Source organism: Variovorax sp. TBS-050B, from assembly GCF_029893635.1.
GTDB lineage: Bacteria > Pseudomonadota > Gammaproteobacteria > Burkholderiales > Burkholderiaceae_C > Variovorax.
In genome coordinates this window covers 4780043-4792183 of the sequence record NZ_JARXYR010000002.1, presented here as the reverse complement: position 1 = coordinate 4792183, position 12141 = coordinate 4780043, and the positions used below count along the sequence as shown (strand labels likewise).

Annotated in this window: 12 protein-coding genes; 9 read left to right on the top strand and 3 right to left on the bottom strand. The window is 69.7% G+C overall.

The features are described from left to right. Window positions 1-34 precede the first annotated feature (34 nt). Entirely contained in the window at window positions 35-769 is a 735-nt protein-coding gene (locus M2165_RS25395; RefSeq protein WP_280817321.1) for a CerR family C-terminal domain-containing protein, read from the top strand. Here the strand turns inward: M2165_RS25395 and M2165_RS25390 are convergent. The 3 genes from M2165_RS25390 to M2165_RS25380 form a co-directional block, all read right to left on the bottom strand. Further along, the gene (locus tag M2165_RS25390; protein ID WP_280817320.1) at window positions 747-2126 is read right to left on the bottom strand and encodes a phospholipase D-like domain-containing protein; all 1380 of its coding nucleotides are present in this window, start codon (window positions 2124-2126) and stop codon (window positions 747-749) included. The two genes, M2165_RS25395 and M2165_RS25390, sit on opposite strands and share 23 nt — an antisense overlap. A 41-nt stretch (window positions 2127-2167) precedes the next feature. Next, window positions 2168-2833 (bottom strand): glutathione S-transferase family protein, encoded by a 666-nt coding sequence (locus M2165_RS25385; RefSeq protein WP_280817319.1) that lies wholly within the window; start codon window positions 2831-2833, stop codon window positions 2168-2170. Between the two features lie 130 nt (window positions 2834-2963). Next, complete coding sequence (locus tag M2165_RS25380; RefSeq protein WP_280817318.1) at window positions 2964-4085, bottom strand: 5-methyltetrahydropteroyltriglutamate--homocysteine S-methyltransferase; 1122 nt, start codon at window positions 4083-4085, stop codon at window positions 2964-2966. A 145-nt stretch (window positions 4086-4230) separates the two neighbouring features. On the opposite strand from M2165_RS25380, the gene M2165_RS25375 reads away from it, so the two are divergent. From M2165_RS25375 to M2165_RS25340, 8 genes are all read left to right on the top strand, one after another. Then, window positions 4231-5340, top strand: a complete 1110-nt coding sequence (locus M2165_RS25375; RefSeq protein WP_280817317.1) for an aromatic ring-hydroxylating dioxygenase subunit alpha — start codon at window positions 4231-4233, stop codon at window positions 5338-5340. A gap of 23 nt (window positions 5341-5363) precedes the next feature. After that, a complete protein-coding gene (locus M2165_RS25370; RefSeq protein WP_280817620.1) occupies window positions 5364-6125 on the top strand; it encodes a GntR family transcriptional regulator in 762 nt (253 codons plus the stop codon). Window positions 6126-6160: 35 nt separating this feature from the next. Further along, window positions 6161-7147, top strand: coding sequence for a PDR/VanB family oxidoreductase (locus tag M2165_RS25365; RefSeq protein WP_280817316.1), 987 nt, complete (start codon window positions 6161-6163; stop codon window positions 7145-7147). Between the two features lie 160 nt (window positions 7148-7307). Beyond that, window positions 7308-8483, top strand: coding sequence for an ABC transporter substrate-binding protein (locus M2165_RS25360; protein ID WP_280817315.1), 1176 nt, complete (start codon window positions 7308-7310; stop codon window positions 8481-8483). 163 nt (window positions 8484-8646) lie between these two features. Next, window positions 8647-9519 carry a branched-chain amino acid ABC transporter permease gene (locus M2165_RS25355; RefSeq protein WP_280817314.1) on the top strand — a complete coding sequence of 291 codons (873 nt, stop codon included), beginning with the start codon at window positions 8647-8649 and terminating at the stop codon, window positions 9517-9519. Next, window positions 9520-10509 carry a branched-chain amino acid ABC transporter permease gene (locus M2165_RS25350; protein WP_280817313.1) on the top strand — a complete coding sequence of 330 codons (990 nt, stop codon included), beginning with the start codon at window positions 9520-9522 and terminating at the stop codon, window positions 10507-10509. Then, window positions 10506-11276, top strand: a complete 771-nt coding sequence (locus M2165_RS25345; RefSeq protein WP_280817312.1) for an ABC transporter ATP-binding protein — start codon at window positions 10506-10508, stop codon at window positions 11274-11276. Before M2165_RS25350 ends, M2165_RS25345 begins: the two co-directional genes overlap by 4 nt. Then, a complete protein-coding gene (locus M2165_RS25340) occupies window positions 11269-11973 on the top strand; it encodes an ABC transporter ATP-binding protein (RefSeq protein WP_280817311.1) in 705 nt (234 codons plus the stop codon). The genes M2165_RS25345 and M2165_RS25340 overlap by 8 nt, the downstream gene beginning before the upstream one ends. Window positions 11974-12141: the final 168 nt, after the last annotated feature.

The following is a 12141-nucleotide window of genomic DNA, read 5'->3' as shown; positions in this document are numbered from 1 at the left end:
TGAAGTATTTTCTGCTTTCGATTAACCTCGGCCCATGGCGACCCGCTCTTCCCGTACCCCTTCTTCTTCTTCTTCCTCCGCCGCGGCCCGCGCGCCCGATGCGGCGCGCAGCCAGCGCACCGACGGCAGCACCACGCGGCTGCACATCCTCGAGACGGCGGGCCGGCTGTTCGCGGAGCGCGGCTTCGCCGAGAGCACCAGCAAGGAGATCTGCACGCGCGCGGGCACCAACATGGCGGCGGTCAACTACCACTTCGGCAGCCGCGACGGGCTCTACGAGGCGGTGCTGGTCGAGGCGCACCGCCAGCTCGTGAGCCTGGACGAACTCGCGAGCCTCGCCGGCGCCCAGGCCGATCCGCGCGAGAAGCTGCGCGCGCTGCTGGCGCACCTGATCGCCGCCGGCAGCCGGCCCGAGGCGCCCTGGGGATTCCGCGTGGTGCTGCGCGAGGCGCTGTCGCCGTCGCCGGCGCTGCCGGTGATGATCCGGCAGGCGGTGCAGCCCAAGGCGCGGCTGATCCGCGGCCTGATCGGCGACATCGTGGGCCTGCCCGAAGACCATCCCTCGGTGCAGCGCGCGCTGCTGTTCACGGTGCTGCCCTGCATCGTGCTGATGGTCGCGCCCAAGGACCTGGGCAACAAGGTGCTGCCGGCGCTGAAGGATGCGGACGGCCTGGCCGACGATCTGATGCGCTACGTCTTCGCCGGCCTCGATGCGCTGGCGAAGCAGGCTGCCGGGCCGGCCCCTGCTACAGCTGGAAAGCGACGGTGAGCAGCAGCCCCTCGGCCAGGTCGCGCAGGAGGCCCGGCCGGCGCGCACGGTAGGCCTCGCCGGCCGAGGCGGTGGTCTCGATCCACTCGGCCAGCCAGTCGATCTCGCGCGCGCCGTAGAACACCACCGCCGCCTCGTGGTTGATCAGCAGGCTGCGCAGGTCGAGGTTGATCGAGCCGCAGAGCGCCAACTCCTCGTCGACCACCACGGCCTTGGCATGCACCATGAACGGCAGCATGCGAAAGCTCACGCCGGCGCGCGCGAGGTCGCGCATGGCGCGGGCGCGCACGAAGTCGGCCAGCCGGTGGTTCGAGCGCGCGGGCATCGCGATGGTCACCTGCACGCCGCGGCGCGCCGCGAGCCGGAGCGCATCGCGCAGCCCGTCGCCGGGCACGAAGTAGGGCGTGACCGCGAGCACCCGGTGCTCGGCGCGGAAGCAGGCGTCGATCAGCAGCGCATGGGCCGTGTCCTCCGTCTGGTCGGGACCGCTCGGCAGGAACTGCGCGAGCGCGCCGCCCTCGCGCTCGTCCACGTCGGGCGCAGTGATGGCGCGCGCCTTGCGCCCGCGCACCGAACTCCAGTCGTGGTCGAACTGCCGCGCCGCCGCGGCGGCCACGCTGCCGCGCAGGTCGAACGAGAGGTCGCGCCAGGCTTCGGGGCAGCGCTCGCTGCCGGTGAAGTACTCGCCCGCGAGGTTGCGTCCGCCCGACCACAGCCAGCCGTCGTCGGCAATGGTGAACTTGCGGTGGTTGCGCAGGTTGCGCGGCCCGATGCGACGCAGGCTGAAGAAGGGCCGGAACACCGCGACCTCGCCGCCGGCGTCGCGCAGCCGGTCGAAGTGGCGGCGCGGCAGCGTCAGCGCGCCGAAGCCGTCGAGCAGCACGCGCACCTTGATGCCTTCGCGCGCGCGCGCGGCGAGCCGCTCGATCACCGCGCGGCCCATGGCGTCGTCGCCGATGATGAAGGTGCACACGTCGATGCGCTCGCGCGCGCCGTCGATCACCTGCCACAGCGCCTCGCGCGCGGCCTCGCCGTCGGCATGCAGGCGGATCGCGCAGCGCCCCGGCGGCGCGAGGCCGAAGCTCTCGATCAGGTCGGCCGCCCAGTGCTTGGGCGGCAGCGAGCGCGGCGGCCGCGGCGAGCCCGCCGGGCGCAGCTTGCGCTGCCCGAACAGCAGGTACATCGGCAGGATGACGTAGGGCATGAGCACCAGCCCCATGACCCAGGCGATGGCGGTGGTGGGCGCGCGCTGCTCGCGGCGCGCGCGCGTGGTCAGCACGTAGACCAGGAGCGCGAAGGTGACGACGAGAAAGTGCTGGGACGGGGAGGGGAGCCAGTCGAAACTCGTGTTCGGCATGCGGCGATGATGCCTGAGGACGCCGCCGCCGCGCCAGCCAGTCAGCGCTGCAGGAACGAGGCCACCTCGCGGCCTTCCGATGCCAGGAACTTCATCATCGGATCGACCACCGCATGCACGGCCGGACGGTTGCCCACGCGGCTGCGCCAGGCCAGCAGCCGCGGCGTGTCCTGCGCCATGCGCGCGCCCTTGCGGTCCGCGAAGATGCAGGCCATGTAGAACGCGATGTCGGCGAAGGAGTAGGGCCCGGCCAGGTGGTCGCGGTCGGCGAGCAGGGCCTCCATCTCGTCGTAGTAGCGCGTGCAGGCGGCGACCGCCGCGACCGCCGGGGCGCTCTGCATGTCGTGCTGCAGGCCGAAGAGCTTGATGACGTTGGGAAAGAAGACCTCGTCCGACTTCTGCTCGAGCTGCCGCGCGCGGGCCCGCTCGGCGATGCCGCGGGGCCAGAGTGCCGGTTCGGGATGGCGGTCTTCGAGGTATTCGAAGATCTGCGTGGAGTCGAACAGCGCCACCTCGTCGTCGACCAGCACCGGCACCTGCTGCTTGACCGGGTTCACGCGCAGCACCTCGGGGTGCTTGGGCTCGTAGGCGTCGTCCTTGGTGAACGGCACCATCACGAGCTCGAAGTCAATGCCCTTTTCGAGCGCGGCGATCTGCACCTTCGCGCCGAACATGCTGAGGGGGCCGGAATAGATCGTGGTTGTCATGCCCTGATTTCACCAGAAGCCGCCGGGGAGCACCCGCGGAACCGGCTTGGCCGGGCCGCCGGGTGCGCCCCCCTCCCGCCGAAGGCGAGAGAGGGGGGAGCCGCGAAGCGGCTTGGGGGGTGCTTCCCTTTCAGGTCGAGCCCCAGACTTCTTGCGCGGTTTCGACGACCAGACGCAGCTTGGCGCGCTGCGCTTCCACCGCGATGTTGTTGCCGTGCACCGTGCTCGAGAAGCCGCACTGCGGCGACAGCGCGAGCTGCTCGATCGGCGCGTACTTGGCGGCCTCGTCGATGCGGCGCTTGAGCGCGTCCTTGTCCTCCATCTCGCCGAACTTGGTGGTCACCAGGCCGAGCACCACGGTCTTGCCCTTGGGCAGGTAGCGCAGCGGCTTGAAGTCGCCCGAGCGCGCGTCGTCGTATTCCATGAAGTAGGCGTCGAGGTCCATCTCCTGGAGCAGCGCCTCGGCCACCGGCTCGTAGTTGCCGGCCGCGGCATGCGTGCTCTTGAAGTTGCCGCGGCACAGGTGCATGGCCAGCAGCATGCCCGGCGGCTTCTGCGCCACCACCTTGTTGATGAAGCCGGCATAGCGGTGCGGCAACTCGTTGGGATCGTCGCCGCGCTTGCGCGCCGCCTCGCGCATGTGCTCGTCGCAGAGGTAGGCGAGGTTGGTGTCGTCCATCTGCACGTAGGTGCAGCCGGCCGCGGCCAGCGAGCGCAGCTCGTCGCCATAGGCCTTGGCCACGTCGTCGTAGAACGCGGGATCGAGCTCGGGGTAGGCCTCCTTGCTGATGCCGGCGCGGCCGCCGCGGAAGTGCAGCATGGTCGGCGAAGGAATGGTCACCTTCGGCGTGCGGCCGGCCGAAACCTGGCTCTTGAGGTACTCGAAGTCGGCGAGCTGGATGTTCTTGGCGTGGCGCACCTTGTCGATGACGCGCATCACGGGCGGCGCGAGCTCCTCGGTGCCGTCGGGCTTGCGAATGGTGACCGGGATGTCGGTCTTCACGCCGCCGAGCTGCTCGAGGAAGTCGATGTGGAAGTAGGTGCGGCGGAACTCGCCGTCGGTGATGCTCTTGAGGCCGATGTCCTCCTGGAACTTCACGATCTCGGTGATCGCCTGGTCCTCGACCTGGCGCAGCTGCTCGGGCGTGATCTCGCCCTTGGCGTTCTTCTCGCGCGCTTCGAGCAGGTAGCGCGGGCGCAGGAAACTGCCGACATGGTCGTAGCGGGCGGGCAGGGCGGCGTGTTGGGACATGGAGTTCTCCGTCGTGGCTGAAAACGAGGCGTCCATGCTATCGCCTCGATAAGCTGCGTCGCTGTATACATTGATCTTAGTATTTACCCTTGGATTTCCGCTAAGGGGCTGGAAATTTTCAATCATCTGTATACATTGAGTATCCATGAACACCTCCACGCCCGCCTTCCCGCTCAACGCCTGGTATGCCGCCGCCTACGACGTCGAAGTGCGGCACGCGCTGCTCTCGCGCACCGTCTGCAACGAGAAGCTGGTGCTGTTCCGCCGCACCGACGGGCAGGTCGCCGCGCTCGAGGACGCCTGCTGGCACCGGCTGCTGCCGCTGTCGATGGGCCGGCTCGAAGGCGACGAGCTGGTCTGCGGCTACCACGGCCTGGTCTACAACAGCCAGGGGCGCTGCACCCACATGCCGAGCCAGGAGACGCTCAATCCCTCGGCCTGCGTGCGCAGCTTCCCGGTGGTCGAGAAGCACCGCTTCGTCTGGGTCTGGCCCGGCGATCCGGCCAAGGCCGATCCGGCGCTGGTGCCCGACATGCACTGGAACGACGACCCGGCCTGGGCCGGCGACGGCAAGATGATCCGCGTGGCCTGCGACTACCGGCTGGTGGTCGACAACCTCATGGACCTCACGCACGAGACCTTCGTGCACGGCTCCTCGATCGGCAACCGCGAAGTGGCCGAGGCGCCCTTCGTCGCCACGCACGGCGACCGCTCGGCCACCGTCACGCGCTGGATGGAGAACATCGATGCGCCGCCGTTCTGGGGCGGCCAGATCCGCCATGCGCGCGGCTACGCCGGCAAGGTGGACCGCTGGCAGATCATCCGCTTCGAGGCGCCGTGCACCGTCAACATCGACGTCGGCGTGGCCGAGGCGGGCAGCGGCGCGGTGCCGAAGGACGGCCGCCCCGGCGACCGCAGCAAGGGCGTGAACGGCTACGTGCTCAACACCATCACGCCCGAGACCGACAAGACCTGCCTCTACTTCTGGGCCTTCGCGCGCAACTACTGCCTGGGCGAGCAGCGCCTCACGCACGAGCTGCGCGAGGGCGTGGCGGGCATCTTCCGCGAGGACGAGATCGTGCTCGAGGCGCAGCAGAAGGCGATCGACGCGCGGCCCGGCCACCAGTTCTACAACCTCAACATCGACGCCGGCTCGATGTGGGCTCGCCGCCTCATCGATCGCATGGTCGAGAAGGAGCGGCCCGCGCGCGCGGCGATCCCGATCCGGCCGGTGCCGCAGAAGGTGGCCGCGTGAAGGGCCCGGCGGCGGTCACGCCGTTGCCGGCCGCGGCCGAGACGGTCGACGGCGGCGGCTCGCAGGCGGTGAAGGCGCAATTGCGGCTGCGCGAGATGATCCTCGCGGGCGAATTGCCCGGCGGCGCGCGCATCGCCGAGGTCGCGATCGCCGAGCAGCTCGGCGTCTCGCGCACGCCGGTGCGCAGCGCGCTGATGCGGCTCGAACAGGAAGGGCTGCTGGAAGCGCTACCCAACGGCGGCTATGCAGTGCGCACCTTCTCCGAACGCGACGTGGCCGATGCGATCGAACTGCGCGGCACGCTCGAGGGCCTGGTCGCGCGGCTCGCGGCCGAGCGCGGTGCGGCGTCCGTGGTGCTGCGCGAGGCGCGCGCCTGCCTGGCGCGCATCGACGAACTGCTGCGCGAGCCCGCGCTCGACGATGCGGCCTTCTCGCGCTACGTCACGCACAACGAGAAGTTCCATGCGCTGCTGTGCGAGATGGCCGCCAGCCCGGTGATCGCGCAGCAGCTCGACCGCGTGGTCAACCTGCCATTCGCCTCGCCCTCGGGCTTCGTGATCGTGCAGGCCAACTCGCCGGCCGCGCGCGACATGCTCGTGATCGCGCAGGACCAGCACCGGCAGGTGCTCGATGCCATCGAAGCCGGCGAGGGCTCGCGCGCCGAGGCGCTGATGCGCGAGCACAGCCGCATCGCGCGGCGCAACCTGCGCGAGGCGCTGCACGGCACGCCGGGCGCCGAGCAGCGCCCGCTGCCGGGCGTGCAACTGATCCGCCGCCGCGGCTGACGCCCCACTCCTTTTTCCCTGTTGGTGTTCTCTCGATGAAAAGCGATCTTCAATGGATGCAGGCGCAGGTGGTTGCGCTGCGCGACCTCACGCCCACCGTGCGCGAGTTCGAACTGCGGCCCGCGTCGGGCGAAGTGCTGCCCCACGAGCCCGGCGCGCATCTGCAGGTGCAGGTGATGACCGCCCAGGGCCGGCTGCAGACGCGCTCGTACTCGCTGGTCGGCGAAGGCGAGGGCGGTTGCTGGCGCATCGCCGTGAAGCGGCTCGACGACGGCCGCGGCGGCTCGCTCGCGATGTGGCGGCTGGCCGAGGGCGACCGGCTGCAGGTCAGCACGCCGCAGAACCACTTTCCGCTCGACACGCGCGCGCCGGGCTACCTGCTGGTGGCCGGCGGCATCGGCATCACGCCGCTGGTGCTGATGGCGGAACGCCTGGGCGCCCAAGCGCGGCGCAGCGGCGTGCCGGTGCGCATGCTCTACGGCGCGCGGCATGCGGGCGAGTTCGCCTACCTCGACCGGCTGCGCGCGGCGCTCGGCGACGACGTGGTGCCGCACGAAGGCACGGCGCCGATCGACTTCGCCGCCGCCATCGCCGCGCTGCCCGCGGGCGGCCAGCTCTACACCTGCGGCCCGGTGCCGATGCTCGAAGCGGTCAAGCGCGCCTGGGCCGACGCGGGCCGCGCCCCGGCCGACCTGCGATTCGAGACCTTCGGCAGCAGCGGCCGCCTCGCGGCGCAGCCTTTCACGGTGCGCATTCCGCGCCACGAACTCGCCATCACCGTACCGGCCGACTGCACGCTGCTCGAGGCGCTCGATGCCGCGGGCGTCGAGACCCTGTGGGACTGCAAGCGCGGCGAATGCGGGCTGTGCGCGATGGACGTGCTCGCGGTCGAGGGCGAGATCGACCACCGCGACGTGTTCCTGAGCGAGCACGAGAAGCAGGCCACCACGCGCATCTGCGCCTGCGTCTCGCGCGCGGTCGGCACGCTCACGCTCGACTCCTCGTACCGCCCCGACAGCTGAGCCGGACGGCGCGTTGCGCGATGATCGCGCAGTGCGTTTGTTCATCGCGCAACAATGCCGTGCGCCGCGCGGGGCCTAGGTGAATGCCTGGCCCCGCCGCGTGTTGCAAAGTGCACAAAATACGCCGGTTCCGCATTCCGCCCCTCCAAGGAAAAAAACCATGCAAAGACGCCACATCCTCCAGACCGCGGCCCTGACGGCGCTCGCGCTTTCCATGCCGTTCGCGAGCGCGCAGGACGGCAACAAGTTCAAGATCGGGCTGATCCTGCCCATGACCGGCCAGCAGGCCTCGACCGGCCGGCAGATCGAGGCGGCGGCGCGGCTCTACATGGCGCAGCACGGCGACACGGTGGCGGGCAGGAAGATCGAGCTGATCGTCAAGGACGACGTGGCCACGCCCGACGTGACCAAGCGCCTCGCGCAGGAACTCATCGTCAACGACAAGGTGAACGTGATCGCGGGCTTCGGCGTCACGCCGGCCGCGCTCGCCGCCGCGCCGCTGGCCACGCAGTCGAAGACGCCGCAGGTGGTGATGGCCGCCGCCACGTCGAGCATCACCGAGGCCTCGCCCTACATCGTGCGTTCGAGCTTCACGCTGCCGCAGGTGTCGGTGGCGATGGGGGACTGGGCGCCGAAGAACGGCGTGAAGACGGTGGTCACGCTGGTGGCCGACTACGGCCCGGGCAACGACGCCGAGAAGTTCTTCAGCGAGCGCTTCCAGCTCAACGGCGGCAAGGTGGTCGAGAAGCTGCGCGTGCCGCTGCGCAACCCCGACTTCGCGCCCTTCCTGCAGAAGGTGCGCGACGCCAAGCCCGATGCGCTGTTCGTCTTCGTGCCCTCGGGCGCGGGTGCGGCGGTGATGAAGCAGTTCCTCGAACGCGGCATGGACAAGGCCGGCATCCGCATGATCGCCACCGGCGACGTGACCGACGACGACCAGCTCAACGATATGGGCGACGGCGCGCTCGGCGTGGTCACCTCGCACCACTACTCGGCCGCGCATCCCTCGGCGCTGAACAAGAAGTTCGTCGAAGCCTTCCAGAAGGCCAACCCCAAGATGCGCCCCAACTTCATGGCCGTGGGCGGCTACGACGGCATGCGCGTGATCTACGAGGCGCTCAAGGCCACCAAGGGGCAGGGCGGCGGCGAGGCGCTGCTCGCGGCCATGAAGGGCCAGATCTTCGAAAGCCCGCGCGGGCCGGTCTACATCGACGCGCAGACGCGCGACATCGTGCAGGACGTGTATCTGCGCAAGGTCGAGAAGAAGGACGGGCAGCTCTACAACGTCGAATTCGACGTGATCAAGGGCGTGAAGGACCCCGGGAAGGCCAAGTAATACGAATACGGGATCGGGAGCCGAACGCAGAGGCCGCGAAGGTTTCGCAGAAGTCGCAGAAGGAAAACCAAGAATTCATTCTGTTTTTTCTGCGACTTCTGCGTAGCTTTTGTCTTCCTTCTGCGTTCGGCTGTCCGCTTTCGGCTGCATCGAAGACCCTCGCATGCTCACCATTCTTTTCGACGGCATTGCCTACGGCATGCTGCTCTTCGTGCTTGCCGTCGGGCTGGCCGTCACGCTCGGGTTGATGAACTTCATCAACCTCGCGCATGGCGCCTTCGCGATGGCGGGTGGTTATCTCACGGTGTTCGCGATGCAGAAGCTGGGGTTGCCGTTCCTGGCCTGCCTGCCGCTGGCGTTCATTGCGGCGGCGCTGGCGGGTGCGCTGCTCGAGCGCACGCTCTACCGGCCGATGTACGGCAAGCCGCACCTCGACCAGGTGCTGTTCTCGATCGGGCTGGCCTTCATGGCGGTGGCGGCGGTCGACTACTTCGTCGGCTCCTCGCAGCAGAACGTGCAATTGCCCGAGTGGCTGCGCGGCCGCACCGAGATCGGCGACGGCGCGCTGCTGCTCGGCATGGGGCACTACCGGCTGTTCATCATCGCGGTCTGCGCGGTGCTCACGGTGGTGCTGCAGCTGATCCTCTCGAAGACCCGCTTCGGCAGCCGGCTGCGCGCCGCGGTGGACGACCCGCGCGTGGCCGCGGGGCTGGGCATCAACGTCAACGTGGTGTTCCTGCTGACCTTCGCGGTCGGCTCGGGGCTCGCGGGCCTGGGCGGCGCGCTCGGCGCGGAGATCCTCGGGCTCGATCCGACCTTTCCGCTCAAGTACATGATCTATTTCCTGATCGTGGTGTCGGTCGGCGGCACCTCGTCGATCACCGGGCCGCTCGCGGCCGCGCTGCTGCTCGGCATCGCCGACGTGGCGGGCAAGTACTTCATCCCGAAGATGGGTGCGTTCACCGTCTACCTGCTGATGATCCTGATCCTGATGTGGCGCCCGCAGGGCCTCTTCACGCGCAAGGGGGGCCGCTAGATGAGCACTTCCGCGCATGAAACGGCGCTGCTGCGCCAGGCGCGCTGGCGCCCGCTCGAGTTCGTGGTCTGGGCCGCGGCCTTCGTGCTGCCCTTCCTCGTGCCTTCGCACTCCTTGCTGGTCAACGAGATCGTCATCGTCGCGCTGTTCGCGATGTCGCTCGACCTGATCCTCGGCTACACCGGCATCGTCTCGCTGGGGCATGCGGCCTTCTTCGGCTTCGGCGCCTATGCCGCGGCGCTGTTCGCCAAGCTGGTGATGCCCGATCCGCTCGTCGGCCTGCTCTTCGCGACCGTGCTGTCGGCGGCGCTCGGGCTGGTGGCGAGCGTGACGATCCTGCGCGGCAGCGACCTCACGCGGCTGATGGTCACGCTGGGCACCGCGCTGCTGCTGCTCGAACTCGCCAACAAGCTCGACTGGCTCACCGGCGGCGCCGACGGGCTGCAGGGCGTGGTCATGGGGCCGCTGCTCGGCCGCTTCGAGTTCGACCTCTACGGCCGCACGGCGGCCTGGTATTCGCTCTCGGTGATGCTGCTGCTGTTCCTCGGCATGCGCCGGCTCGTGCACTCGCCCTTCGGCGCCACGCTCAAGGCGATCCGCGACAACCGGCTGCGCGCGATGGCGATCGGCATTCCGGTGGTCTCGCGGCTGGCCGTGGTCTACACCGTGGCCGCCGGCATCGCGGGCGCGGCGGGCGCGCTGCTCGCGCAGACCACCGGCTTCGCCTCGCTCGACGTGCTGGCCTTCGACCGCTCGGCCGATGTGCTGCTGATGCTGGTGATCGGCGGCGTGGGCTGGCTCTACGGCGGCGTGGCGGGCGCGATCGTCTTCAAGCTGCTGCAGACCTGGCTCTCGAACGTCACGCCGCAGTACTGGATGTTCTGGATCGGCCTGATCCTGGTGCTGCTGGTGCTCGTGGGCCGCGACCGGCTGCTCAAGCCCTGGGCCCTGCTCGGCGCCGGCCGCGCGAAGAAGGGCGGTGCGCGATGAGCGAGACCGTGCTTTCGATGCAGAACCTGGTGATGCGCTTCGGCGGCATCACCGCCACCAACGACGTGACGATGGCGCTGCGGCGCGGCGCGCGCCATGCGCTCATCGGCCCCAACGGCGCGGGCAAGACCACGCTGATCAACCTGCTGACCGGCGTGCTGGTGCCCACGGCGGGCCGCATCGCGCTGCTCGGCGAGGACATCACCACGCTCGCGCCGCACAAGCGCGTGGCGCGCGGGCTGGTGCGCACCTTCCAGATCAACCAGCTGTTCGACTCGATGACGCCGCTCGAGACGCTGGCGCTCGTGGTGTCGCAGCAGCGCGGCCTGGGCGCGCGCTGGTGGCGCCCGCTCGGCGCCGACCGCGCCGTGACCGGGCGCGCCGCGCAGCTGCTCGAGCAGTTCCGCCTCGCCGACGTGGCGCAGCAGCAGGTGAAGCACCTGGCCTACGGCAAGCGCCGGCTGCTCGAGATCGCGATCGCGCTCGCCTGCGAGCCGCGCGTGCTGCTGCTCGACGAGCCGGTGGCCGGCGTGCCTGCGGGCGAGCGCGAGGAGCTGCTGCAGACCGTGGCGGCGCTGCCGGCCGACGTGTCGGTGCTGCTGATCGAGCACGACATGGACCTGGTGTTCAGCTTTGCCGACCGCATGACGGTGCTGGTCAACGGCACGCTGCTGACCGAGGGCGACCCCGAGACCATCGCCAACGACCCGAAGGTGAAGGAGGTCTACCTGGGCCACGGCACGGCCGCGGAGGGCGCCCATGTCTGAGCTGCTGCGCATCGACAACCTCAGCGCGGGCTACGGCGAAGCCGTGGTGCTGCACGACGTGGCTTTCGCACTCGCCGAGGGCCAGACGCTGGCGCTGCTGGGCCGCAACGGCACCGGCAAGACCACGCTGATCAACACCCTGGCAGGCGCCACGCGCCAGCACGGCGGCAGCATCACGCTCGGCGGGCAGGCGCTGCACAGGCTCGCGCCGCACCAGCGCGCGGCGGCGGGCATCGGCTGGGTGCCGCAGGAGCGCAACATCTTCAAGTCGCTCACGGTGCACGAGAACCTCACGGCCGTCGCGCGGCCGGGCCGCTGGAATCCGCAGCGCGTGTACGAGATGTTCCCGCGCCTGGCCGAGCGCAAGACCAACCTCGGCACGCAGCTCTCGGGCGGCGAGCAGCAGATGCTCGCGGTGGGCCGCGCGCTGGTGCTCAACCCGCGGCTGCTGCTGCTCGACGAGCCGCTCGAAGGCCTGGCGCCGATCATCGTGGAAGAGCTGCTGCGTGCGATCCGCCGCATCACGCAGGACGAAGGCCTGGCGGCGATCATCGTCGAGCAGCATCCGCAGGCGATCCTCGCGATCTCCGACCAGGCGGTGGTGCTCGACCACGGCACGGTGGTCCACACCGACAGCGCGGCGGCCCTGCGCAGCCAGCCGCAGGTGCTCGAACGACTGCTGGGCGTCGGCAGATGAAACACCCCCCATGCCGCTTCGCGGCTCCCCCCTCTCTCGTCTTCGGCGGGAGGGGGGCGCACCCGGCGGCCCGGCCAAGCCGGTTCCGCGGGTGCCCTGGGCTGGGCCTGCGAAGTTTCGTGCGATGCGGGTAGCGCGTTGCGCCGTCGAGAACCGAAGAACCACAAG